Origin of the sequence: Bacillus sanguinis (assembly GCF_018332475.1) — a bacterium.
GTDB classification, from domain to species: domain Bacteria; phylum Bacillota; class Bacilli; order Bacillales; family Bacillaceae_G; genus Bacillus_A; species Bacillus_A sanguinis.
In genome coordinates this window covers 17,490-43,074 of record NZ_BOQB01000092.1, presented here as the reverse complement: position 1 = coordinate 43,074, position 25,585 = coordinate 17,490, and the positions used below count along the sequence as shown (strand labels likewise).

Below are 25,585 nucleotides of genomic sequence, written 5' to 3'. Positions count from 1 at the left end.
GGAAAATAACGCTACATACAAAAAATAAGTAACATTTTTTAATATAGCATTTATTGTAGGAAAGGTAAAACAATACTTCTTATTTAACTGCCCTGATTCACTAAAAAAAGAACTTGCGAAAATCACAAGTTCTCTCCCCTACCTATTAAGCGCTCTGATTACCTTCCATTTGCGTTTTGTACATATCGTAATAACGCCCGCGCTTTTTCATTAATTCATCATGAGAGCCTTTTTCTAAAATCGTTCCTCTATCAAGCACAATAATTTGATCTGCGCTTTTAATTGTTGAAAGACGGTGAGCAATAATAAATGTCGTTCTTCCTTTTTTTACAACTTCTAGCGCTTGCTGAATCATCGCTTCCGTCTCTGTATCGATACTAGATGTTGCTTCATCTAAAATTAAAATGGCTGGGTCAAAAGCGAGTGCCCTAGCAAATGATATAAGCTGACGTTCTCCGGTTGAAAGTGTACTTCCTTTCTCCGTAATTTCTTCATTTATATTGTTCGCAAATCTTTCAGCACCAACATCTCGCAATGCTTTTATGATGCGCTCTTTTGAAATAGTTTCATTTTCTAAACTTACATTAGATGCCACTGTTCCGCTAAATAAAAACGGATCTTGCAGTACGATTCCCATATGCTCACGAGTTGCTTGTTTCGGCATCTCTTTTACATCGTGACCGTCAATCGTAAGCTTTCCTTTTTCAAACTCATAAAACTGAAAGAGTACATTCATAATGGAACTTTTTCCTGATCCAGTATGGCCGACAAGTGCTACTGTCTCGCCTTGTTTCGCTTCAAAAGAAATATTTTTTAACACTTCATCTTTTCCATTATAAGAAAATGACACATTATCAAATTTCACATTTCCTTGTAAGCGAGGCATACGTTCCTCTTCTACTGCTTCCCCTTTTTCCTCTAGCAATTCAAAAACACGTTCTGATGCAACGCGCGACTGCTCTAAGTTAGCAAGCTGATTTACCATATTTGTAATTGGTGAGAACAATCGTGTTAAATAATCAACGAACGCATACAGTATCCCTAGTGAAATGACGCCTGAAGCACTTAATGAAGCACCACCGAAATACCAAATCACACCTGTGAAAGCAATATTTCTTAATACGGCTACTAAATTATGCGAAGTTGCTGCATTTAAATTTAAAATTTTATTTTGATACTTAAAATAATCGCCATTTAATTCTTCAAACTCTTTCTTCGTTTCACGCTCTTGACGAAACGCTTGAATAATTGGCATCCCTTGAATGGATTCATTCACTGTTCCGTTAATATCAGATAAACGTGAACGCATTTTATGATTGTATACAGACGCATACTTTCTATAAAGAATTGCCCAAACAATTAAAATCGGGATGATAAGTAAACATAACGTCGCCAATTTTACATCGAGTAAAAATAGTGCCGCAAATATCCCGATAATATAAATGATACTAGAGACGAATGTCGCAAGCACCGTTACATATAAATCCCGAATGGCTTCCGTATCATTCGTTACACGCGATACAATTTTCCCTGCTGGTAAATGATCGAAATACCGAATCGGCAACGTTTGAATATGAGAAAACACATCTTCCCTCATAATTTGAATAATTTTGTTCGCTGCCTTCTGTAAGAAAAATTGCTTTCCGTATGCAAATAATGAAACGACTACTAATAAAGCGAAATAGCCACCACCAAGTAATAATAGTCGGTTTATTTCTGGTTTATAAAACGCAAACACTTCTTCTTTCGTTAATGCTTTCGCTTTATACACTTGCACCGCCTTACCATTTTGAACGGTAATCATATCACCTTTTACAGTACGTGACCCTTCAGCATTCACTTTATTCGGCACAAAGTAATATTGAAAACCAACTTGCATCACGCGTACTTCTTTTCCTTTTTTCTCACCTTGTTCAAAGCGATCGCTTCGCTTATAAAAGGTGCCATTATACGAAACAGCCTCTTCACTCTTTTCTGTTTCATACCAAGGTTTCTCTATTCCAACGATATGATCGTCAATCATCGTTTTCGCGACGAAAGGACCAGCAAGCTCTGCGATAACGAAAATAAATAACATTAGCATCGCTGCGAAAATTGTCCCCTTCACTTTCATCGCGTATTGAAACAATCGTTTTGAAACGCTCATATTTTCACCCCACTATCCGCACTTTCACTTTCCCCTTGTTGTCTTTCGAACTGCTCAGCATACCAGCCTCCGCTTTTAATAAGCTGATCATGCGTACCTTCTTCCATTACTTGCCCCTCATCCATAACGAGAATCCAATCCGCATGTTGTACGGCTGATAAACGATGCGTCGTAATAATCGTCGTCTTTCCGCTTCTTTCTGTTCTTATATTTTCAATAATCGCTGCTTCCGTACGAGCATCAACAGCTGATAAAGAATCGTCCAAAATTAAAATTTCTGGATTTTGAATAACAGCTCGCGCAATCGAGATCCTTTGTTTTTGCCCTCCTGATAAAGAAACACCTTTCTCTCCGACGAGCGTTTCTAACCCTTCTGGTAAAAACTCTAAATCCTTTGTAAACGCCGCAATCTCAATCGCTTTCTCGAGTTCTTCTTCCGTCGCTTCCCTATTCCCGAATAAAATATTTTCCCTCGCTGTTTTTGAAAATAAAATATGTTCCTGAGGTACATACCCAATCCACCCGAGTACATTTTCGTTCGTTATGTTATTTAACGTCACATCAGAGACTGCAATATCCCCATCTCCAAGCGGATATTGACGAAGAAGCTGCCGGACAAGCGTCGTCTTTCCGCTTCCTGTTTTCCCAACAACCCCAAGCGTCTCCCCTTGTTTTAATGTAAACGAAACCTTCTTTAAATTTGTTTCAGTTGATAAAGGGTATGAAAAGGTAACATCATCAAACTGAATATAATCCGGCTCTTGTACAAGCTTTGGATGTTTCGGATCCTTTACATCTGGTTCATACGCTAACGTTTCATTCACACGGTCGAGTGAAGCATTTCCTCTTTGCATAACATTGATTAATTCGCCAATTGCAAACATCGGCCAAATCATCATCCCTAAATACACGTTAAATGAAACGAGTTCACCAAGTGTTACCTTTGATTGAAATACAAGGTACGCGCCATACACTAAACCAATTAAATAACTAAGGCCGACAAGCATTTTCACAGTTGGCTGGAATAATGCATCGATTCTTGCTACCTTCATATTTTTTTCGTAGACGTCATCTCCTAAATGATGAAATCTTTCTTGGTCTGCGTTCTCTTGTACATACGCACGAATAACGCGCACGCCAGCGATCGATTCTAGTACTTTATCGTTCATATCACCGAACGCATCTTGCGCAACTGTAAATCTCTCATGCAATTTCTTTCCATATATATTCATCGCATACGCCATAATCGGAAGCGGTATAAGTGCCGCAAATGTAAGCTCCCAACTAATTGTAAATCCCATCATAAAAACAATCGTAAGCATATATAAACTCGAATCCACGAGCGTTAATATACCGAAACCAGCTGTCATAGCGATTGCTTTTAAATCATTTGTCGCTCTCGCCATTAAATCACCAGTACGATTTTTTTGATAAAACGTCGGTGTCATTTTAAGTAAATGCCCCATAAATTTAGAGCGCATCGTCTTCTCCAGTACAAATGCACCACCAAACAGCTGATGTTGCCAAACGAAAGTAAGACCATATCCAACGATCGTAACCCCTACTAAAATAAGAATAGACTGCATAATTGCTTCATTCGATAACGTTCCTGTTTTTATATTATCAATCGTAACCCCTAACACTTTCGGGGGAATGACTTCAACTATATTTACAATCAAAAGAGCTCCGATGGCGATACTATATCTCTTCCAATGCTCTTTAAAAAACCATTTTAACTTTAGTAATACTGATAACAATGTAACCTCTCCCTTCTGGTTCTCGTTTCATGCCCATTTCTTTATCCGCTATCCAGACCCATCACATTTACATTTCGTAATCCATACAATCTCATCACATTTTTCCACCTTCCAAAGTTTTATATAGTAGCGTGGAAAACAAAAAAAAGCATACCGCCGCTTGACGATATGCACAGAAATGCATAAAAAGCGTACGTTACGATATACGCAACGTACGCTTTTTATAAGACAAAGATGCCCTATATATCCGTACGGGTTGCGTAATGATATGAATGTTTTTTGCCATTTAACAGAGCTAAGCCCATTACATTTACGATTACAATCATTACGCACACCCCCTTCATTTATTTTCCATTTATAATCTTACAACTTTATTGAGTATTCTGTCAATTGTTTTTTTACACACCGAATGAAAATATGCGCTACATCATTTCGAAATAAGAGAATGTTCTGTAAGAAAGGGCATACAAAATAAAAAAAGAATAAGAAATCGTTTTCACAAACATTTCATTTGAAAAATGTTATCAAACCCCCTACAATCACCTTATACTCACTCTTACAAGTTGCTATTTTAGGAGGACTAATCATGACAACTAGCAATACGTACAAATTTTATTTAAATGGAGAATGGAGAGAAAGCTCTTCAGGAGAAACAATCGAAATTCCATCTCCATATTTACACGAAGTAATTGGACAAGTACAAGCAATTACTCGCGGAGAAGTAGATGAAGCAATTGCATCTGCAAAAGAAGCTCAAAAATCATGGGCGGAGGCTTCTCTACAAGATCGCGCAAAATATTTATATAAATGGGCTGATGAGCTCGTAAATATGCAAGATGAAATTGCCGATATCATTATGAAAGAAGTCGGTAAAGGATATAAAGATGCGAAGAAAGAAGTTGTTCGTACAGCTGACTTCATTCGTTATACTATCGAAGAAGCTTTACATATGCACGGAGAAAGCATGATGGGCGATAGCTTCCCTGGCGGAACAAAATCTAAACTTGCGATCATCCAACGCGCACCACTTGGTGTTGTATTAGCAATCGCACCATTTAACTACCCAGTAAACTTATCTGCTGCAAAACTTGCACCAGCATTAATTATGGGTAACGCTGTTATTTTCAAACCAGCAACTCAAGGTGCAATTAGTGGTATTAAAATGGTTGAAGCACTTCATAAAGCTGGCCTTCCAAAAGGACTTGTAAACGTAGCGACAGGACGTGGTTCTGTCATTGGTGACTACTTAGTAGAGCACGAAGGCATCAATATGGTATCGTTCACAGGTGGTACAAACACAGGTAAACATTTAGCGAAAAAAGCTTCAATGATTCCACTTGTATTAGAACTTGGTGGTAAAGACCCTGGTATCGTTCGTGAAGATGCTGACTTACAAGATGCTGCAAACCATATCGTAAGCGGTGCATTCTCTTACTCTGGTCAACGTTGTACAGCTATTAAACGTGTACTTGTACACGAAAACGTAGCAGACGAGCTTGTTGGCTTATTACAAGAGCAAGTAGCTGAACTATCAGTTGGATCTCCAGAACAAGATAGCACAATCGTTCCATTAATCGACGACAAGTCTGCTGACTTCGTTCAAGGTTTAGTTGACGACGCTGTAGAAAAAGGTGCTACAATCGTTATCGGTAACAAACGTGAGCGTAACTTAATTTATCCAACATTAATCGACCACGTAACAGAAGAAATGAAAGTTGCTTGGGAAGAGCCATTCGGGCCAATCCTTCCAATCATCCGTGTTTCTTCAGATGAGCAAGCAATTGAAATTGCTAACAAATCAGAGTTCGGTCTGCAAGCAAGTGTCTTCACAAAAGACATTAACAAAGCATTTGCAATTGCTAACAAAATCGAAACTGGTTCTGTTCAAATTAACGGACGCACAGAGCGCGGCCCTGACCACTTCCCATTCATCGGTGTAAAAGGTTCAGGTATGGGCGCACAAGGTATTCGTAAGAGCCTTGAGTCTATGACACGTGAAAAAGTAACTGTATTAAACTTAGTTTAATCTTATATGTAGAAGCTGATCTAATTTTGGATCAGCTTCTTTTTATATACATGCTCCCAAAAATAATAGCGTATTTATTTCAAATTCCGATTTGGTTTTCCAAATCGAACTAAAACATGCCACAATAATTTTAATTCCTGAAGCACTTCCTCATAAGTTCCACGATCACTCCAAGATAATGGATTGCGTTTCAAATCCACTACAGCAGAGCCAATTATATTTGCATCGATACAATTATTTCGTGCAATACGTCTTGCCAAAGATGGCATTTTTGAACCTCTAAAATCCATTGGAACTTCATCTACCATCAGTACAAACCCCCTGTGCCAATACAAATCAATAGAATACTTCAGACAAATCTCTTCTAAAGTTCTACCTACATTCGTCCCTTTAAATGAAGGATCTACAACAAGCACTTCCACGTCTTCTTTAAGAGAAATCTCTCCATGAATCTGTGCTTCAATATAATGGTTAAGATTGCGAGCTGACTCTTTGTTTACGAAATCTATAAACGGCCTTTCCAGATTAGCCAGTAAATGATGAATGAGTCTTGTTGGAGTTAAATCCCCTTCACCAATTGCAAAATCTCTTACGAATGTCTCTTCCAAAAGAGCAGCTAAAATCATATCGAACTCTTCATAAGTACCCTTTTCTTTTGGATCTTGATGCGAATCTAAATACGTATATGTAGAGCGATAAGAGACTTTTGGAGATAAGAGAAAATAACATGATCCAAAGCGCGGGGCAGGCCCATCTGGATGTAACATTACATTTAGTGCCCCATATTTAGGCCGTTGATTATTCGTTACGCCTTCCAATTGATATGCGCCTCCAAATATTCTCTTTTCCCAAAGGTCACGTTCACCGCCGGGGTAGGCAGATACGCTTCCGTTAGATAACAATGTTTCAAACTGACTTTTATATATTCCTTGCTCAAACAATGCTTCAGCAATATTTTTCATATTCGAATCTAATCTGTCTGGGTGAAAGTGTAAAGCAATCCTTGCATGAGATTTTAAATTAGCGACAGCCTCTTCAAATATTTCATCTGTAATATTTGACATTTTAAGGATATGATTAATTGTTGCTTTAGCCCCACGTTTTTCGTTCTCTGCATATTTTGAAATATACTCTAAAGCAAATAATTGAGATCTTGATAATTCCATAATCAAACCTCTCCTTTCATTGAAATGACCTTAATCATTTCAATGAAAAGCTTATTCTTTCCTTCTTATGAAATGAAGCCTGTTTTAAAAAAATCGATGCCTCGGATTAAGATTTTCAGACAAAATTCTTTGTGCTGTAAAATTGTGCTTAACTCTATCGCTGTTTCTTCTGCACAACTAATAATCGTCACAGCCTCTCCTAAATCCTTTTTAATCACAAACTCTTCTCTATAATCTGATTATTAATATATCCATTGACGTATAAAAATACATTTGTTACTCTTAAAGACGTTAATTTAATATTTAAATCCTCATTCGTATCTCGGTGAGGTAGAGGTTGCAGTCATTAAGAGTATCATTTCAGGAGATGTAGTGGCATTGATGAAGAAATGAGAAAGGAATGATTGCCGAAGTAAGTCGTGTCCACCATGCACACTTGCTGGGTCTGCATTTAATAAGTGCAGAACTGTCACAAACGTTTCGTTTGTGGAGAGCTATCGAGAGGTATGTCGTGGGTTTCTTATAAGATAGAAAGCATGTAGCGGCAGATTACGTGCTTTTTTTGTTTTGTTTGGGACTTCTCTTCTCTACTAAGAAGACATACATATCTCCTCGCTTGACTTGGTTATACTAACTTTGGAGGTATTTTCTATGCAACAAAAAAAATGGGGCTTTTGGGTACTAACAGCTTTCGTTGTCGGTAACATGGTTGGCGCTGGGATTTTCATGGTGCCAAGTACGTTGGCACAAACAGCAAGCCCTCTCGGTGTCACTTTAGCTTGGTTAACAACAGGGTTTGGTGTTTTAATGCTAGCTCTTGTTTTCGGTAATTTAGCAATTCGTCGTCCTGATTTAACGACAGGACCACAAAGTCATGCATATGCTTTATTCTCAACACCAAAAAAGAAAAAAATGGCTGGTTTCAGTATGGTATGGGGATATTGGGTTGCAAACTGGGCAAGTAACGTTGCCATCATTACATCTTTCGCGGGATATTTATCGCTCTTCTTCCCAATTATGAAAGATACACGACTGCTATTTTCAATCGGTTCTTTTAACATAGAAGTCGGAAAACTAATTACATTTACGATTTGTTCCATCTTACTTTGGGGAACTCATATTATATTAACAAACGGTGTAAGCGGAGCTGGAAAGCTAAATTTCTTAGCAACAACAACGAAAGTAACTGGATTCCTTTTATTCATCGTCGTTACGTTATTTGCATTCGAAGCTTCTAAGTTTGGACAATGGTACACACCAATGATCGATAAATCAGGTGTATCACACGGCCTACTTTCACAAGTAAACTTAGCCGCTCTTACAACGCTTTGGGCATTTATCGGAATTGAATCAGCAGTTCTTTTATCAAACCGTGCTGTTTCTCCAAAAACGGTAAAACGTGCAACAGTTGCGGGATTACTTATTACAGTTGCGATTTACTTAGGAATTACAATTTTAACAATGGGTGTCCTTCACGTTGATAAATTACAAGCTTCTGAACGTCCATTAGCAGACGCACTAAACGCTGCAATGGGTCATGGCGGCGGGAAACTGATGGCATTACTTGCTCTTACTTCCCTATTCGGTTCCATCTTAGGCTGGATTTTATTAAGCTCAGAAGTACCGTATCAAGCAGCAAAAGAAGGTTTCTTCCCTTCCTTCTTCACGAAAACGAACAAAAAAGGAAGTCCAATTTATTCATTACGATTAACAAATATTATGTCGCAAGTTTTCTTATTCTCAACATTATCAGGAACTATTGCGGAAGCTTATACATTCGTTATTACCGTATCAACATTGGCCTACCTCATTCCATATCTCGTTTCACCAATCTTCCAGTTAAAACTAGTCGCAACTGGTGAAACATATAAAAATGAAATGCGGGCAAGAATTACAGATGGTATAGTCGCCGTGATTGCACTTTGCTACGCACTATGGGTTATTAAAACGGGTGCTTCCGATATAAAAACATTCCTTCTCGGAATTGGGTTATTCGTAATCGGCTTTGCCTTCTATCCATTAATGAATCGAGATCAGAAAAAAAATAACGAAAAGAAAAACGAGCAAGTTGCATAACGCAATTTGCTCGTTTTTTCTTTTCTAAAACATATATAATAGAACAAAGAGGTGAAAAACATGTCAATCGAATCACTATGGAGCAGCCGCTTCCAACAACATATGCAAAATATCATTACATACTTTGCACGTATGATTAACGGTTTACTATATAGCTTTATCTTTATTTCATGCGTTGGCGCATACTATTATGCTCAGTTTTTAAAAGCATCTCCTTCTAAAGGAGTATCTTTACTACTCATCACGATTGTACTTACATTCATTGTAACGAGATGCCCTATCCGTACATTTATTCAGAAACCCGATGCTGTCTATTTGCTTGCATTAGAAGAGAAATTAACTTCTTATTTCAAAAAATCTCTTCTATATAATTACATCATTCAGCTTTTTCCATTATTATTTACGTTCCTGATTCTCGTTCCGCTTGCACTGCAATCATTACAAGTAACGATACCTTTCTTATGTACAATCTTTATCTTTTTAATGATTATGAAAGCTTGGAACATGTACATACATTGGATGTGGCGTGATAGTCATGAAAAAAGCATATGGTTCATTATTCGTATTACTTGTAACGCCCTAATCATTTACATGCTGTTTTATGCGGCACATGTTCTCATATTAGGCGGATTACTCTTGCTACTTGCTTTCCTGCTTCTATACACAAAAAGACAGCCTACAAAACGAATACCGTGGGATTACATAATCGAACAAGAAGAAAAAATGAACGTTCGTTTTTATCAATTTGCTAGCATTTTCACCGATGTTCCGCAACTGAATAAGCAAGTAAATAAAAGAAAATGGCTTACCAATTGGATTGAACCTTTATTGCATAAAAAACGAGCAACTTTCTTCTATTTACATACACTCGCATTTTTACGCGGGAATGATTATTTCGGTATATATATTCGCTTAGGCTTAATCGGTGCCTTCTCCTTATATTTTATACCAAACATATACGTAAAAGGCGCTATCGCATATATCGTCCTATATATGATTTCTATGCAGCTCCGTTCCCTATGGAAATATTTTTCGGGAAATATTATTGTAGCATTATATCCGATTGATACTGAAAAAAGAATGAAGCAATTTCTTCACTTAATCTTTATATTGCTAAGCATTCAGCTCATTATATTTTCAATTGTTATACTCATTGCTACAGGTCAATTTTTACATAGCCTTTTCATTATGATTGTCGGGTTACTCTGGATCAAATTTATTATTGTACCAAAAACGAAGCAACGTGTTTCTTCGTTTTAACGAAAAGAATTATCTTAAAAGCCAAGGAGAAAATAAAGTATCTCCTTGGCTTTTTTATTTTCCTTCCTCAAACAAAAATTACTGAAACAACCGATATTTTATGATTTTTACATACAAAAACGATAATACATGTTTACGCCCTAATAAAAAGGGTATCTATTAATTAACAGCGTAAAGGAGGGGCCTATATTGTGAATAAAAAAATGGAGCAATTGGAACACCACGTTACGGATAATCAACGCAAACATGCTTTAACAACAAACCAAGGAGTAAAAATAGCCGAAGATGAATTTTCTTTAAAGATGGGCTTAAGAGGCCCAACCTTAATGGAGGATTTCCACTTTCGCGAGAAAATGACCCATTTTGATCACGAGCGAATTCCCGAAAGGATTGTTCATGCACGCGGAGTTGGCGCTCATGGTTATTTTCAGCTTTATGAATCGTTAGAAGCATATACGAAAGCAGATTTTCTTACCAATCCTTCAAAGAAAACACCTGTATTTGTACGTTTCTCAACCGTCCAAGGTTCTAAAGGATCCAACGACACAGTAAGAGATGTGCGTGGATTCGCTACAAAATTTTATACAGATGAAGGGAACTACGATTTAGTAGGTAATAATATGCCAGTATTCTTTATCCAAGATGCTATTAAATTTCCTGATTTTGTCCATGCGGTTAAACCAGAACCACATACTGATATCCCTCAAGGAGCTAGCGCTCATGATACATTTTGGGATTTTGTTGCGCATAATCCCGAGTCCACGCATATGGTCATGTGGCAAATGAGCGACCGTGCTATTCCGCGTAGTTTACGAATGATGGAAGGTTTTGGAGTTCACACATTTCGACTCATTAACGCAGAAGGAAAAGCCCATTTCGTAAAGTTTCACTGGAAACCTGCTCTTGGAGTTCATTCATTAGTGTGGGATGAGGCTCAAAAGATTGCTGGGAAAAATCCTGATTTCCATCGTCAAGATTTATATGAAGCAATTGAAAAAGGGGATTATCCGGAATGGGAGCTCGGATTACAGCTAATTCCAGAAGAAGATGAGCATGCATTTGATTTTGATATTTTAGATCCAACGAAATTATGGCCGGAAGAAGAAGTTCCTGTAAAACTAGTTGGGAAAATGACATTGAACAAAAATGTTGATAACTTCTTTGCGGAAACGGAGCAGGTAGCTTTCCACCCTGGTCATGTCGTACCAGGTATTGATTTTTCAAATGACCCTCTTCTGCAAGGAAGATTATTCTCCTATACAGATACACAATTATCTCGTTTAGGAGGCCCTAATTTCCATCAAATCCCTATTAATCAGCCCGTATGTCCTTTTCATAATAATCAACGTGATGGTATGCATCAAATGCAAATTCATCGCGGTCAAACAAGCTATCATCCTAATGGCTTAAATGACAATCAACCAGCAACCGTGCAAGCTGAACAGGGCGGATATGAGCATTATCAAGAAAAGATTGATGGACATAAAATTAGGGGGCGCAGTAAAAGCTTCCTTAACTTTTATTCGCAAGCTAAACTTTTCTACAATAGTATGAGCCCTATTGAAAAGCAGCATATAAAAGAAGCTTTTTGCTTTGAAGTTGGGAAGTGTAAATCAGACATGGTGAAGGCAAATGTAATTGCTCTACTGAATCATGTCGATCGTCAATTAGCAAAAGAAGTTGCTAACATGATTGGAGCTCCCTTGCCTAAGGAAAATCACGAAGTAAATTCAGATGCAAAATCACCTGCACTAAGTATGTCCAATACTATTTTTAAAGCTGATTCTAAAAATGTTGCAATTCTATTAAATGGTGACCCAAGTGTCTCCCTTCTGTCCGAATGGATTCAAGCTTTTGCACAGCATCGAATTAACTATAGCATCATAGATAATAAAATTTATCAGTTCAATGATTCCATTAAAGTAACTGATACTTATACAACAACAGACTCTTCCCTTTTTGATGCAGTATTAGTGTTTAGTAGCGAATCTGCCATTCACCCCCCTGTTTTAGAATTTGCAGAAACTACTTTTAAACATTTTAAACCGATAGCTCATGTCCTTAGTAATCCTCATGCTTTGGACAATAGTAAAATTAAATTAGATGGAGCAGGAATTTACAACTTAGCAAACACTTCAATTGAATCATTTATAGAAGGCATTGCCCAAGGACGATTTTGGAATCGATAATATAATGTAAGGAGCGGATTAGAATGAGTAAAAAAATTGCTATTTTAATAACGGATTATTTCGAGGACACAGAATACACAGAGCCAGCAGAAGCTTTTAAACAAAAGGGATATGAATTAACAACTATTGAAGCAGAAAAAGGTAAAACGGTACACGGTAAACAAGGAAAAAGTGAAATTGTAATTGATAAAGGTATCGATGATGTTTCTCCAGAAAACTTTGACGCACTCTTCATACCAGGCGGATTTTCTCCAGATATACTTCGTGCAGATGAGCGTTTCGTTCGCTTTAGTAAAGCATTTATGGATGCGGAAAAACCTGTTTTCGCTATTTGTCACGGACCTCAGCTACTCATCACTGCACAAACACTTGAAGGACGTGATGTCACTGGATATAAATCTATTGAAGTCGATTTAAAAAACGCCGGCGGAAACTTTCACGATAAAGAAGTAGTTGTATGCCAAAATCAGCTGGTCACAAGTAGACAACCAGAAGACATCCCGGCGTTTATTGAAGAATCGTTACGTATATTGAAATAGTTATTAGAGATTAATCAAAGTAGCTATTTAGCTACTTTGATTAACCTTTTTATTTGTATGAAAAACAAAAAAGAATCTTATTTTTAATGATCTTTTCATACACCCTCTTTTTTCTCTCCAAAACTTCTAATCACTTTTCATAGGCAGTTCTCATATAGTGAAAATGACTATACGATTCCTATCCATAAGTTAAATAATGATTTCACACATACAAAATAAAAAGATGGGAGCCCTATTATGAATAATACTCCACCTTCAACGCCCCCAAATCCTACAGAAACAAATAATCGTGAAGTGAGCTTACAAACGTTACGCGTCATCGGGCTTATTGTTCTAATTAGTGGCTACATATTAGTCGCTCTTTCTGAAGTAGGCACATTAAAAAACCTTTTGCTACAGCCGAATACCACTCCGAATTTAGCTGAAGTTGATCCGTTTTAAAATTCATATGAAAAGCGATTCTCAGCATCGCTTTTCATATAGTTTTATCCAATCTGAGAAATCTGCCTCTCATACTTCTCTTTCCCTATCGCCTTCATAAATAATAAAATACTGCTCATACCAACGATAAAGTACAGAGCACTCATGCCCCAAGATGCGATAAATGAACCTAGCATAACACCTAATGCCCCGTTCATTTTTGCCACTTGAAAGACCATTCCGTTAATCGCCATATATGAACCTCTCGCCTCATTCGGCACCATATCTGCCATAATAGATTGACGCACTGGCACATACATCATCTCGCCTACTGTTTGGAAAAGCCCTGCAATTAATAAAATCCATAAGCTATTGCTCGTTCCGAGTATTGTAAATCCAATTGTATAAATGAATAAACCTACATATAGGATTTTTAAATCATTAAAGCTTTTCAGCATTTTTATAAGAAGTGCCGAACATAAAACAACTAAAATTGTATTCTCTGCTGAAATCCAGCTCAGCATGCGAATACCTGTTAAATCAAAAGTAAAACCATTCCCGAAGAAAAAGTGCACCGTTTCAAATTCCTTCTGCAAGCGTACTCCTAAATAATTATTAATTTGAAACTCTAACGATAACGTACATATACTCGCTGCACAAAAAATTAAAAACGCTCTATCTTTCATTACAACTTTATAACTATCCGCCATATCTTTTAATACATTTTTCTTCTCTACTGTTTTTCTCGCTACATACACTTCTTCCATATATACAGCCATCACGTATAAAGTAATAATTGCAACAAGCGTTAATACGATAAACAATTGTAATCTATAGTTTTCAAATAATAATCCGCCAAATATCGCTCCAATTGCAATGGATAAATTAATCGCCCAGTAGTTAATGCTGTACATCAATTTTCGATTCTCAGGTGTACTCACATCAATTAACATCGCTTCCGTCGCTGGATTCATAAGTCCAGACCCTAAACTATTCACTAACATAAATACAAATGTTAGCCACGGTGAATCTACATAGTCCGAATTCGCAACTCCCATACAAGCAATGGAAATGACTTGTGTACTTTGGCCAATAATCATCACCTTTTTACGACCGAGCCGATCTCCAACATATCCACCATATAAACCAATTACTAATGAAGCTATGACATTAATAAGTAGTAACGCACCAGCAATCGCACTACCTAACTTGATTGAAAAGTAAATCGCCATAAATGGAAAAATCATCGTGGACACAGTACGTGTTAAAAACGAAGTTATAATTCTAATCTTTATATTTCGATGCATACTCCAAAATCCCATTGTTTCCCCCTCCTTATGCTTACTTATTTTACTTTGAAAAAGAGGAAGAAAAAGGTTAGAATATTCTAAAGAGTTTCCCCTTTTATGATAGAAGGAAGTGTATATATGAAAATTATGGACTATTACATTAGACTAAGACTACATGTACAAGATCAACAACACATACGAAATAGCTTACAAGAATTAGCGGATGTCTTATATTGCAGTACGAAAAACGTAAAGATTTTATTAAAGAAAATGAGTGAGGAACAATTAATTAGCTGGACTCCAGGGCGAGGCCGCGGGAATAAAACAGAAATTCTATTTATACATAATTTCGTAGAAGCGATTGAGTCCTATACAGATGAACTGTTAGCGCAAGAAAAATTAAAGGATGTTTTTCTTCTTTTAAAAGAACCACTGCCTCCTGCACTTCATAAAAACATTGAAAGTAAACTTCATCATCATTTTGGATACGAACCTTCAAATGATATGTACGACATATTAAAGATTCCTATATCAAGAAAGATATTCCCATTAGATCCGGCTTTTGTAGCTGTAACTACGGAGAGCCATCTTACGAGTCAAATTTTTGACACGTTAGTCGTTTATAACGATGTTACTGGAACAATGGAACCACACATTGCTCATACGTGGGAATTAAGTGAAGACGGGTTGACGTGGACCTTTTATTTACGAAAAGATATTCATTTTCATAACGAAACAGTTTTAACTTCTAAAGATGTACGATTTTCATTTGAAAGACTAAAAGAAGTTCACTCTCCTTTCGAATGGTTAACAGAAGAAATTGTTCAAATTGAAACGCCATCACCACTGCAAATCCAATTTCATTTAGCAAAACCAAATCTATTTTTCTTACACTATGTAAGTTCCATACAACTAGCAATTTTGCCACATGATGTGAGTATTGAAAATCATCATTATATAGGTACTGGGCCTTTCAAACTTTTTCATTACTCTGAAGATAATATCGTACTCGAAGCGTTCACCCATTATTTTAAAGAGCGGGCTTTATTAGACCGTATTGAATTTTGGGGTATTCCTGATCATGTGCAAATCGATGCTGATTATGAACTACCAAATGAAGAGGAAAATGAAAGGCATGATATACAAATAGAAGAAATTGGTTGTATTTATGCTAGCTTCAACTTTACAAAACCTGGTCCACATCACGACATGTACTTTCGAAAAGCTTGGAGAGAACTATATGACGTTGAAACGATACTTCGCAGCATAGAGGGTAGACGAACAATTGCTGCATCAAGCTTTTTCCCTGAAAGAAGTCGCCAAGCTTCTAAAAGATCCTACTCTTTAGAAAAAGCGAAAGAGTATTTAAAAAAGAGCACCTATAATGGCGAAACGATACATATTTACTTCTTCGCATTTAAAGATAGTGAAAATGACGCACATTTCCTAAAAGAACGGTGTGAAAGTTTAGGTATACAAGTAGAGCTTCACCCATTTCTCGTTTCAGATTATATGGATCATTCTATTGATAGGCACGCCGATATTATTTTCATGGGAGAAGTGTTTGCTGCCGATCATGAACTTGCATTCTTAAATGTATTTAAAAATAAAAGCTGCTTCGTAAGCCGTTTCATGAACCCGCACTATGAAAATCAAATTAACTGTTTACTTGATACCTTTTTATTAGAAGAAAATAAAGAGAAACGCTATGAACTCATGTATGAAATTGAAGAGTTTTTACAAGCAGAACACATCATTTTATTTAACTATCACGTTTTAAAAAGAAAAACATACCCTTCTTCTTTAAAAAACGTAACAATTGATTCATTCGGCTGGGCAAATTTTGCGAAGTTATGGATACAGCCATCCACGTATTAAAGTTTGAGTTTTTATATAAGGAGACGAGCCATGAAACGCACCCTAGAAAAAAGACTTTCCTATCTATACACAGGTGAGTTATTTTCAGTCATTACTTTTATTTTCACAAGTTACTTACTTAATTATGCTTATCCTACTTTACATTTATATTCCCTGTATTCTTTTTGGGCCTCATTTCTTCTTTTAGAGTTTATCTTATTACAAGGAACACTTTACTGGTACGTAAAGTGGAAACGACTAAAAAAAGAGAAAACATCTGTTACGCCTATTAGGATGATTCAATATTTAAAAAGACTTAAAAAGATAACTATTGCATTCATTATCACAGGATTTATTACGTTTACTATTGATTTTATAATTTGGTATCCCCACTTACCTTTAGGCGGGCTATCATTCACTCTATTTATTTATATTTTTGCATTACTTGAGTACATTAACTATTATCATACTCAGCTTTCATACGATAACATCTCTGATATTAAACATTTAATCAAATCAAAAAAAATAAAGCAGTCCTGTATAAATAAAGATTTTCAACGTATTTCACAAAATAAAACTTAATTAGTGAGAGTTTTGTTCATCCCCGCTAAGTATTCACCCGTACCAATCAGGCTTTTACGGGCAGCCCGACTCCCACAAATAGCAGGATAAAACAAAAACCCCTTACCGTCATAAGGGGTTTGATTACTTCGCAAAACTTTCAGCTAGCTGTTTCTCTCTCCACATAAATGTAATGCCGAGACCAACTATTAAAACAACTCCTGAAAATGCATATGGATAATGAATATTCATATCAAATAATATTCCGCCCATCGCTGGTCCTGCGATATTTCCTAAACTCGTATAAGTCGAGTTCATACCAGCAACGAATCCTTGTTCTTTTCCGGCTGCTTTTGATAAAAACGTCGTTAAAGCTGGACGAAGTAAATCAAATGCTAAGAAAATGAAGCAAGTAACGAGAAGTACAATCCAATAATTAAAGACTACAGTTGAAACGAACGCTAATACTGCACCTACAATTAAACAGATTTGAATTAACACTTTTTCCCCGAAAATATCAACCAATTTACCAAACATAAATACTTGCACAACTACCCCAAAGATTGAACTAATTGTAATAATTGCCGCGATATCTTTCGGTGTGAATCCAAACTTATGATCAGAAAACAGACTAAACACAGTTTCATACGCTGATAATCCGAATGCGAGTACAAATACGATAATAAATGCAATTGCATACATTGGATGTAATGATTTCTTTAAATCACCAATAAAACTTGATTCTTTCGTATTAGCAGAAATCTCTGCAAGCTCTTCCTTAGTCAACGGCTCTTTCAAAATAAAGATCGAAATGACACATGCTATAAAAGCAATTGCTGCTGCAACGAAAAACGGTACACGTATACCGTATTCTGCAATAAATCCGCCAATTCCAGGCCCTATAATAAATCCGGTACTAATAGCAGCAGATAAATATCCCATCGCCTTTGGACGTTCCTGCATAGATGTAATATCCGCAACATATGCCGTAACACCAGGCATAATAAATGCAGCACTAATTCCGCCTAACACCCTTGCTACATAAAGCATCCATACATCTGTTCCTAATCCAAAAAGAAGCTCTGAAACACCAAAAATAAATAATCCAATGATTATCATTTTCTTCCTGCCGTACAGGTCAACCCACCGGCCTGTAATAGGTGAAGCAATAAGCTGAGCCATTGCAAACACTGCAACGAGATATCCCATCGTCTTACCTGTTAAATGCATGTCATTCATAAAGGACGGCATAACCGGAATAATTAATCCAATCCCTAAAAAAGCGATAAATATATTACTCAAAAGAATGACCAATACCATCTTTTGTTCTTTTATCGGTTTCTTCACTTTTTAACACCTCTTCCCGTAAATTCCTCTCAAAAATAATGCCCAAGAAGCTTTTTCTTTATCCTGCTATTTATGGGCTAATAATGAGTGAAGATGCCCACTCATTAGAATTTCACTCTATCCTTTCACACATACATAAGTATTAGATGAATGACTATCATTCAGTTTTCCTCAAAAATGAACCTACCTTTTCAGACAGGTTCATCTTACTACTTCTTTATATGTAGTGCATGTGTTAAAAAATCTAGTACTTCTGCCTTTTGTAGCTCGACTTGCTCATCATCTTTATGATCATATAAATAAACTTGTTCCGCTGCCGATTCAACAAGAGCGATAAATAACTTTGCTGTTCGCTCTGCATGAACCGAATCACGAATTTCACCAGCTTCTTTCGCCTCATTTAAAAATTCACTTAGCCACATATAAAGAGGCTCATACACAGCTTCCCATTCTTTTATATGTTCTGTAGATGCAAGCCCCGCATACATTAAAGCTTGTATTTCACGATATTCCGCTATAAAGTGAAACACCGCATCTATTACTTGCGTCACTTTACTTGAGAAAGGCGCATCGTTTTGCACTTTTGCTTTCACTGCAAGTATCATCTTTTCAACCATCACTTCTGCTATTGCAGGCATAACAGATAACTTAGAAGGAAAATATAAATAGAAAGTTCCTTGTGCAATGCCAGCCAATTTCACGATATCAGAAATCTTCGTTTTTTCAACGCCCTTTTCCTGAAACACTTCAATAGCTGCATAGACAATTTTCTCTTTTTTATTCATCATCTAAACCCTTTCAAACACGTATTGAATGACTGTGACTCATTTTATAAGATAATCGATTGTACTGTCAATGATAGTGAACTCTAAGAGGAAATCATTTTTTAATAATAAAAATCTCCTAACAAACAATTAGGAGACAAAATGCAATATATCTTTAAGAAAGAGCCTTTAACCCTGTTACTCCGCATACAATAAGAACCACACTAATGATACGTGCTTTACTTTTCGACTCACCAAACAGGAACATGTTTAATAAAACGGCTCCCGCTGTTCCAATACCAATCCAAACCGCATACGCGACACTTACTTGTAAGAATAAGAAAGATGTATACAAGAATGCGAAGGATGTAGCAAATCCACCTATATAAAGTGCCCCATTTGCTAACGTTTTATCTTTACTATACATTTTAAGGCCAATCACACCGACTATTTCACTAATTGCAGCACAAAATACGAAAAACCAACCCATCTTTAAGCAGCTCCTTCCACAGTTTCTTCTTTATTATCAGCTAGCTTTAAACCGATAACGCCAGCTACAACCATCACGATAAAGAATAATTTCCCTACACTGAAACTTCCGCCGAAAAGGAATACATCCATTAAGAACGTACCTACCGTACCAGCTCCGGCGAACACAGCATATACGGTTCCTGTTGCAAGATGTTCACACGCTTTAGAAAGGAAGTGAAAATCAACAGCGATAACTCCTAAAATGATAATCCAATGCCACCACGTATTGGCCGTATTAAAACCAAACACCCAAAAAACTTCAAAGATACATGTTAATATGACATATAACCAAGCTTTATTTTTCATACCTCTCACCTCTTATGACTGACTATCAGTCATTTTTGTTTTAAAAAAATATATTCTTTCATCTCTACTATATAAAAACAACTATCATCCTCATTTACCATTTATATTTGTTCCGTTTCCAAGCAAATTACATCCTGCTATTTTCAAAAATGACTGAATGTCATTCATGTGTATTGTACATGAATATTTTAAAAACTGTCAATGCCGAAAGTTTATTTAAAATTTCTTTCATCCGATTTGTATATTTCCTAATAATCCGTCAATACTGCTAGTAACATAATATTTTCTCCACTCCCCCTTGGAGAGATCCCTTTAATAGAGCAGTTAGCGTTTGCTAGCTGCTCTTTTTTACATTTATTTCACCCAACATACCGAATCATCGCCACCTCATCACAATAATCCACCTTTGGACAATGCCTACAATCAATCCATACTTTCTCTGGTAACGCCTCTCTATTCACAAAATCAAACCCGCACTTTTGAAAAAATTCCGTTTCATATGTTAAAGAAATGACTCTACTCACTTTTATTTTCGCTGCCTCATTTATTACATGGTTCACTAGCATACGCCCGATTCCCTTCCCTGCATATGTATGCGGAACGACTAATGACCGAACTTCTGCAAGATCCTCCCCTAACACATGTAAACCAGCAACTCCAACGATTTCTTCCCCTTCTTTCATAACATATAAACATTGTAAATATTGATAGAGAGATAAAAGAGAACGCGGTAAAACCACGCCCTCTTTTGCATAAGCTTCAATGAGACTATAAATTTCTTTCACATCACTCGTAACTGCATTACAGATTTTCATATTCTATCCCTTTGCCCCCAATATTAATATTTATAAACTGTAGTGAATTTTAATTCATAATTTTATATAATAATACATCTCTCTTCTCTCCTCGTCAATCACTTTATACAAACAAAAAACCAAGCAATCTAATCGATGCTTGGTTCCTCATTTCGTATCGGCAATACCGTCGAATATTTAATTTCCCGAAGTGCTAAACTCGTCTGTATCCGTGTAATACCAAGCTTATTTAGCTTTCTAATAAACTGCTCTAATTCTTTACGATCACGATTGGCAACCTTCAATAAATAATCATACTCTCCTGTTAAACAGTGACATTCTAACACTTCCGGCATCGCTTCTAATTCTTTTTCCAACACTTCAAGCTTATCTGATTGATGAATATTCGTACTCATAAAAATGAAACATAACAAATCAAAACCAAGCTTTTCTTGATTTAAAATGGCTACTTGCTTATCAATGAAACCTTCTCCATCTAACCTTTTAATTCTTGCATGCATTGCAGCTGGTGATAAATTAACGCGGCGTGCTAGTTCTGCATTACTTACTTGTGACTCCTTCTGCAATATATCTAGAATTTGTATATCTAAATCATCCAATACTTTAATAACAGATGACTCCATCAAAATTCCCCCTTTTTATTACCGATGATTATTCGAAAAAACACCTTATAACTTATATAAAACTGAATATCCTTCTTTAAATATTATTCACAACAAAACATTTTATCGACTTTTATCCATTATACAAAAGAATATATTACACAACAAAGAAAAATGCTAAAATTATTTACAATTCATATTGATTACAACAAAGGGGATTTTAATATGCCTTATTTTTATGTCTTTTTACTATTACTAACGAGCTTATTGTGGGGAGGAAATTTCGTTGTTGGAAAATCGCTCGTCGATCACGCGTCTCCGATGACACTTACAAGTTTAAGATGGATGATTGCGATCGTTTGTTTATTACCGATGGTATGGTTTAAAGAAAAGAAAATCATTCCGCCTCGCGCTGCAATACTTCCGTTAATACTAATGGGAATTTCAGGGGTCGCTCTTTTTAACATCTTTCAATTTCTAGCACTAGAAAAAACATCCGCAACGAATGTAGGGCTTATTTCTACATTAAATGCGATTTCAATTGCACTATTTTCAGTATTATTTCTAAAAGAAAAAGTAAACACACTTCAAATTCTATCCATGATTCTTTCATTCTTTGGGGTTATTCTTGTCCTATTAAAAGGTGAGTTTTCACTTTTATTTTCATTACATTTTAATAGCGGAGATTTATGGATGATTGCAGCTGTTTGTATTTGGGGAATCTATTCTGTTTGTAGTAAATGGGCAACAAAAACAACTACACCGCTCATGGCGACGCTTTACTCTGGTATTTTCGGTGTTATTTTATTACTACCATTTAACATAGGGAGCTTCACTGTTACAAATATAAACACTTCTTTCATCACATCCCTTTTATATACAGGGCTTATTTCCACAGTTCTTTGCATGGTATTTTGGAATATTGGCGTACAAAAATTAGGAGCAACTACATCAGGAATTTTTCTAAACTTCAATCCGATTTTCACAGCTATTTTAGCATTCCTTTTCCTCGGTGAAGAACTAACGTGGATACAAATTTTCGGGACAATGATCGTTGTGACAGGATGTTATTTATTTTCTCATTTCAAAACAGTTACTGTTCAGCCAACTAGAGCTTTAATGCGGAAACATTCTTAACTAAAAAACATCGCCACCAAAGTGGCGATGTTTTTATTTACCTTTCATTTCTTTCACATACTGCTTTTCTTCTTCTGGCGATAATCGTTCTGTTGCCTTTCCAGTATCACCACCTTGAATTTCCCACAAAAAGTTATGCTCCTCAACCGTTTGTGAAAAGTCCCCTTTTTCCCAGCGCTCTAAAGTGGCAAGTAGCTTTGACTTATGTTTAAAATTTGTACTGCTTTCTACTGCCTTCTTGGCACTAACAATTTCCTTATTTGTCATTTCAATAAATCCCCATTTTTCAGAGGATTTCACTTTTTGATGTACCATCCTATGCATGGTAGAAATAATTTCATCTTCACTAAATTGTGGCTTCTCTTCCTCAACTTTCTTTTCCTGTTGGCCCATTACTTTTTGTGTTTTAAGACTCTTCTCCTCTTCCTCTATATAATTAAGAAGTTTAGTAGTACCGAATACAGCCCCTATCACAATTACAATCATTGTAATTGTCCCTATTATCCATTTTTTCATATTATGTACTCCCCATTCCCCTAATAATCACATAAACAAATGGAATCGCCTGGGCACAGTCGATTCCATTTGTTTCCTTATTTCATTTTAAACCTTCATTGCTTCTCGTACAATATAACTATCCACATATTGCTTGAATTTTACAATTTTTCCGTTCTCAAGTTGCCATACATGAACAAATTCTGCTTCAAATGATTTTCCCGTTTCTTTATAAACTCCTGAATAAACACCTTCAGCAATAATTACATCTTTTCCGCTTACTTCATGATATGTATTTACACTTGCTTTATAATCATCCCATTCTGATCCTAATCGGCTAAATACATTTTCCATGATCGCTTCTACACCTATATAAGTCCCACCGTACGGGAACCCTTCTGCCTCTGTCCATTCTGCTTTTTCAGAGAGGGCTTCTGCTAAATGCTTTGCATTCGAAGAAGCGGATCCTTCATATGTACTTCGAATCATTTCTAAATTTGATTTAGGCATGTTACTTCCTCCCATTTTATTTATTTTTACACATGTTGTAACCTTTAAAGTTACAACATGTGTAAAAAAATATTTAAATTGTTTCACTCTTAATCTATATGTTGTAATCATTATAGTTACAATATTGATTCAAGTCAACATTTTATAAATAAGTTTACTTCTTTTTCATTACTTTCTCTTTTAAGAAACGATCTACATATCCTTCTGCTTTTACAACGAATAAATACGCACCCATTGCTAGTAATGCAAGATCTAATTCATATCCTGGATTCTTTCCATCTCCTAATAAACCTGCTGCTCCATTTACCTTTACGATAGCTCCAGCTAAAATAAGAGCGAATAACAACCCTACATATCTTACGCCTAAACCGATAATTAATAATATACCACCAACTAATTCAACTGTTGCTACGCCATATGCAAGACCGCCTGGTAAGCCAATGCTTGTAAACCATCCTGCTACGTTATCGATACCCGATTGAAACTTCGCTAAACCATGTGCAAAGAACGTTACTCCTAACACGATACGAATAATTAAATTACCAATGTATTGATTCATTTTGAACTCTCCTTTTTGTTTTGTTATGGTGAACTTTTATTTACAAGTCAAAACAATACGGTATTTCATTTCATTCGTCAAATACTTTTTTAAAGAAAACAAAAAACATTATCCCTTTTACGGATAATGTTTTCCTTCAAAATAGCGCTAATTCAAGCTTTTACTCTATCGCACAAAAAAGTTGAAACATTTTTCCAGCACCAACATACGACAATAAAGACAAATCCTCTTCTACGACCATCCCAACAACATTCACTTTCTCATCTACAGGCAAATCATGTTTGGCAACTTGCATCTCTCCTGCATATCTACCGTACAATTCATTATCAATTGTAATGCTGCCTTTCTTTCTTGCAATTGCATGCATTGGCTGTAACACGAATTTATTTTCTTCTCGTGATTCTACAGAACGAATGACATCACGAGCTGGATCTAATCTATTTGTATGCACTTGTTCTACCATTTTTAATACTTCATTTTTCTCGATCAATGGCTCATACCGCAGCGGAATAATTCCTCTACTCGCACTCGCTATCTCTTGTACACTTTCTATACTTCCGCTTATATCCCCGATTAACACCTTATCGACACCACAATCTTGTACAAGTTCTAAGTACGCTTCAAGCGGGCGCATATTGCGGTGCTTTTCTAACGTTGGTAAACCTTCACATAGCGGACCACGTTTTTCACCATCTCCCGGAATAAATGCCATCGTTTTTATTCCGCACGCATGTAAGTATTCGTTTTGTTTTTGTAAGAATGATTTTGCTAGTCCTGTTTCTGGGCGCGGATAAAAATTATGCCACGCTTCCACATTCTCTACCCGTATCTTTTCAGTGATTAACTCTTTCCAAAATGAATCTGTAATCGTACTCGCATTTAAAGCTACTTTCATTTTATAAGATACGCGTGCGATTTCTTTCGGCGTGATGCCATAATCCATTCGTAAACCAGTAATGCCCCAGTCTACTAACTCTTCGACATTTTCGTATGTCATACCTAAATGGTGTAAAGATTTTGGAGAAACATCGACCATTAATTCCATTTCATTTTCGAGAGCTTGCTTTCCAAGTATTTGAATTAACTCTTTATACGTATTTGGATCATCTTCTGGAATGTGCAATGATGTAAAAATAGATGAAAACCCGTTTTCCTTCGCTACTTTTAGCCACTCTTCTTGCTTCTTTACTCGTTCGTTTGAAAGATAAATTGAAACTCCGATCATATGAATCT

The 25,585-nt window shown here is 36.3% G+C and carries 23 protein-coding genes, 1 pseudogene and 1 riboswitch; of the genes and pseudogenes, 9 read left to right on the top strand and 15 right to left on the bottom strand.

Annotated features, from left to right (window positions below; genetic code table 11):
- Positions 1 to 145 precede the first annotated feature (145 nt).
- Positions 146 to 2,146: an ABC transporter ATP-binding protein gene (locus KI369_RS12085; RefSeq protein WP_212956094.1), complete on the bottom strand. Its 2,001-nt coding sequence runs from the start codon at positions 2,144 to 2,146 to the stop codon at positions 146 to 148.
- Positions 2,143 to 3,903 carry an ABC transporter ATP-binding protein gene (locus tag KI369_RS12080; protein ID WP_212956093.1) on the bottom strand — a complete coding sequence of 587 codons (1,761 nt, stop codon included), beginning with the start codon at positions 3,901 to 3,903 and terminating at the stop codon, positions 2,143 to 2,145. The genes KI369_RS12085 and KI369_RS12080 overlap by 4 nt, the downstream gene beginning before the upstream one ends.
- Before the next feature lie 586 nt (positions 3,904 to 4,489).
- Between KI369_RS12080 and gapN the strand changes: the two genes are divergently transcribed.
- Positions 4,490 to 5,929: an NADP-dependent glyceraldehyde-3-phosphate dehydrogenase gene (gene gapN, locus KI369_RS12075; RefSeq protein WP_212956092.1), complete on the top strand. Its 1,440-nt coding sequence runs from the start codon at positions 4,490 to 4,492 to the stop codon at positions 5,927 to 5,929.
- A 74-nt stretch (positions 5,930 to 6,003) separates the two neighbouring features.
- On the opposite strand, the gene KI369_RS12070 is transcribed toward gapN, so the two are convergent.
- Both KI369_RS12070 and KI369_RS12065 read right to left on the bottom strand, forming a co-directional pair.
- A complete protein-coding gene (locus KI369_RS12070) occupies positions 6,004 to 7,095 on the bottom strand; it encodes a DUF3626 domain-containing protein (RefSeq protein WP_212956091.1) in 1,092 nt (363 codons plus the stop codon).
- An 87-nt stretch (positions 7,096 to 7,182) separates the two neighbouring features.
- Positions 7,183 to 7,319: pseudogene (locus KI369_RS12065) on the bottom strand (glutamate racemase); the annotation flags it as partial.
- Between the two features lie 99 nt (positions 7,320 to 7,418).
- Positions 7,419 to 7,600, top strand: a riboswitch (Lysine riboswitch).
- A gap of 146 nt (positions 7,601 to 7,746) precedes the next feature.
- Here KI369_RS12065 and KI369_RS12060 point away from each other — a divergent pair.
- From KI369_RS12060 to KI369_RS12040, 5 genes are all read left to right on the top strand, one after another.
- Positions 7,747 to 9,171: an amino acid permease gene (locus KI369_RS12060; protein ID WP_016082719.1), complete on the top strand. Its 1,425-nt coding sequence runs from the start codon at positions 7,747 to 7,749 to the stop codon at positions 9,169 to 9,171.
- Positions 9,172 to 9,231: 60 nt separating this feature from the next.
- Entirely contained in the window at positions 9,232 to 10,431 is a 1,200-nt protein-coding gene (locus KI369_RS12055) for an ABC transporter permease (protein WP_212956090.1), read from the top strand.
- A gap of 191 nt (positions 10,432 to 10,622) precedes the next feature.
- Complete coding sequence (locus KI369_RS12050) at positions 10,623 to 12,620, top strand: catalase (RefSeq protein ID WP_212956089.1); 1,998 nt, start codon at positions 10,623 to 10,625, stop codon at positions 12,618 to 12,620.
- A 23-nt stretch (positions 12,621 to 12,643) separates the two neighbouring features.
- Complete coding sequence (locus tag KI369_RS12045) at positions 12,644 to 13,159, top strand: type 1 glutamine amidotransferase domain-containing protein (RefSeq protein WP_212956088.1); 516 nt, start codon at positions 12,644 to 12,646, stop codon at positions 13,157 to 13,159.
- Between the two features lie 237 nt (positions 13,160 to 13,396).
- The gene (locus KI369_RS12040; RefSeq protein ID WP_001066490.1) at positions 13,397 to 13,600 is read left to right on the top strand and encodes a hypothetical protein; all 204 of its coding nucleotides are present in this window, start codon (positions 13,397 to 13,399) and stop codon (positions 13,598 to 13,600) included.
- 44 nt (positions 13,601 to 13,644) lie between these two features.
- Here KI369_RS12040 and KI369_RS12035 read toward each other — a convergent pair whose 3' ends face one another.
- Positions 13,645 to 14,901 (bottom strand): MDR family MFS transporter, encoded by a 1,257-nt coding sequence (locus KI369_RS12035; protein ID WP_212956087.1) that lies wholly within the window; start codon positions 14,899 to 14,901, stop codon positions 13,645 to 13,647.
- Between the two features lie 84 nt (positions 14,902 to 14,985).
- On the opposite strand from KI369_RS12035, the gene KI369_RS12030 reads away from it, so the two are divergent.
- Together KI369_RS12030 and KI369_RS12025 are read left to right on the top strand one after the other, a co-directional pair.
- Positions 14,986 to 16,746, top strand: coding sequence for an SgrR family transcriptional regulator (locus tag KI369_RS12030; protein ID WP_212956086.1), 1,761 nt, complete (start codon positions 14,986 to 14,988; stop codon positions 16,744 to 16,746).
- A 30-nt stretch (positions 16,747 to 16,776) separates the two neighbouring features.
- On the top strand, positions 16,777 to 17,307 hold the full coding sequence (locus KI369_RS12025; RefSeq protein ID WP_212956085.1) for a general stress protein: 531 nt from the start codon (positions 16,777 to 16,779) through the stop codon (positions 17,305 to 17,307).
- Positions 17,308 to 17,430: 123 nt separating this feature from the next.
- Here KI369_RS12025 and KI369_RS12020 read toward each other — a convergent pair whose 3' ends face one another.
- From KI369_RS12020 to KI369_RS11995, 6 genes are all read right to left on the bottom strand, one after another.
- A complete protein-coding gene (locus tag KI369_RS12020; RefSeq protein WP_212956084.1) occupies positions 17,431 to 18,633 on the bottom strand; it encodes an MFS transporter in 1,203 nt (400 codons plus the stop codon).
- A gap of 209 nt (positions 18,634 to 18,842) precedes the next feature.
- Positions 18,843 to 19,421: a TetR/AcrR family transcriptional regulator gene (locus tag KI369_RS12015; protein WP_212956083.1), complete on the bottom strand. Its 579-nt coding sequence runs from the start codon at positions 19,419 to 19,421 to the stop codon at positions 18,843 to 18,845.
- Between the two features lie 151 nt (positions 19,422 to 19,572).
- A complete protein-coding gene (locus KI369_RS12010) occupies positions 19,573 to 19,887 on the bottom strand; it encodes a DMT family transporter (RefSeq protein WP_029437584.1) in 315 nt (104 codons plus the stop codon).
- Positions 19,888 to 19,889: 2 nt separating this feature from the next.
- Positions 19,890 to 20,234 (bottom strand): DMT family transporter, encoded by a 345-nt coding sequence (locus KI369_RS12005; protein WP_000790630.1) that lies wholly within the window; start codon positions 20,232 to 20,234, stop codon positions 19,890 to 19,892.
- A gap of 359 nt (positions 20,235 to 20,593) precedes the next feature.
- Positions 20,594 to 21,049: an N-acetyltransferase gene (locus KI369_RS12000; protein ID WP_212956082.1), complete on the bottom strand. Its 456-nt coding sequence runs from the start codon at positions 21,047 to 21,049 to the stop codon at positions 20,594 to 20,596.
- A gap of 128 nt (positions 21,050 to 21,177) precedes the next feature.
- Positions 21,178 to 21,672: an Lrp/AsnC family transcriptional regulator gene (locus KI369_RS11995; protein WP_212956081.1), complete on the bottom strand. Its 495-nt coding sequence runs from the start codon at positions 21,670 to 21,672 to the stop codon at positions 21,178 to 21,180.
- Positions 21,673 to 21,876: 204 nt separating this feature from the next.
- Here KI369_RS11995 and KI369_RS11990 point away from each other — a divergent pair, with 204 nt between their 5' ends.
- Positions 21,877 to 22,788, top strand: a complete 912-nt coding sequence (locus KI369_RS11990; RefSeq protein WP_212956080.1) for a DMT family transporter — start codon at positions 21,877 to 21,879, stop codon at positions 22,786 to 22,788.
- Positions 22,789 to 22,821: 33 nt separating this feature from the next.
- On the opposite strand, the gene KI369_RS11985 is transcribed toward KI369_RS11990, so the two are convergent.
- The 4 genes from KI369_RS11985 to KI369_RS11970 all read right to left on the bottom strand — a co-directional run bounded on the left by KI369_RS11985 (position 22,822) and on the right by KI369_RS11970 (position 25,577).
- Entirely contained in the window at positions 22,822 to 23,304 is a 483-nt protein-coding gene (locus tag KI369_RS11985) for a PRK06770 family protein (protein ID WP_212956079.1), read from the bottom strand.
- 87 nt (positions 23,305 to 23,391) lie between these two features.
- Positions 23,392 to 23,793 (bottom strand): nuclear transport factor 2 family protein, encoded by a 402-nt coding sequence (locus KI369_RS11980; RefSeq protein WP_212956078.1) that lies wholly within the window; start codon positions 23,791 to 23,793, stop codon positions 23,392 to 23,394.
- A gap of 154 nt (positions 23,794 to 23,947) precedes the next feature.
- The gene (locus KI369_RS11975; protein ID WP_212956077.1) at positions 23,948 to 24,352 is read right to left on the bottom strand and encodes a DoxX family protein; all 405 of its coding nucleotides are present in this window, start codon (positions 24,350 to 24,352) and stop codon (positions 23,948 to 23,950) included.
- 160 nt (positions 24,353 to 24,512) lie between these two features.
- Positions 24,513 to 25,577 (bottom strand): DUF871 domain-containing protein, encoded by a 1,065-nt coding sequence (locus KI369_RS11970; protein ID WP_212956076.1) that lies wholly within the window; start codon positions 25,575 to 25,577, stop codon positions 24,513 to 24,515.
- Positions 25,578 to 25,585 lie beyond the last annotated feature (8 nt).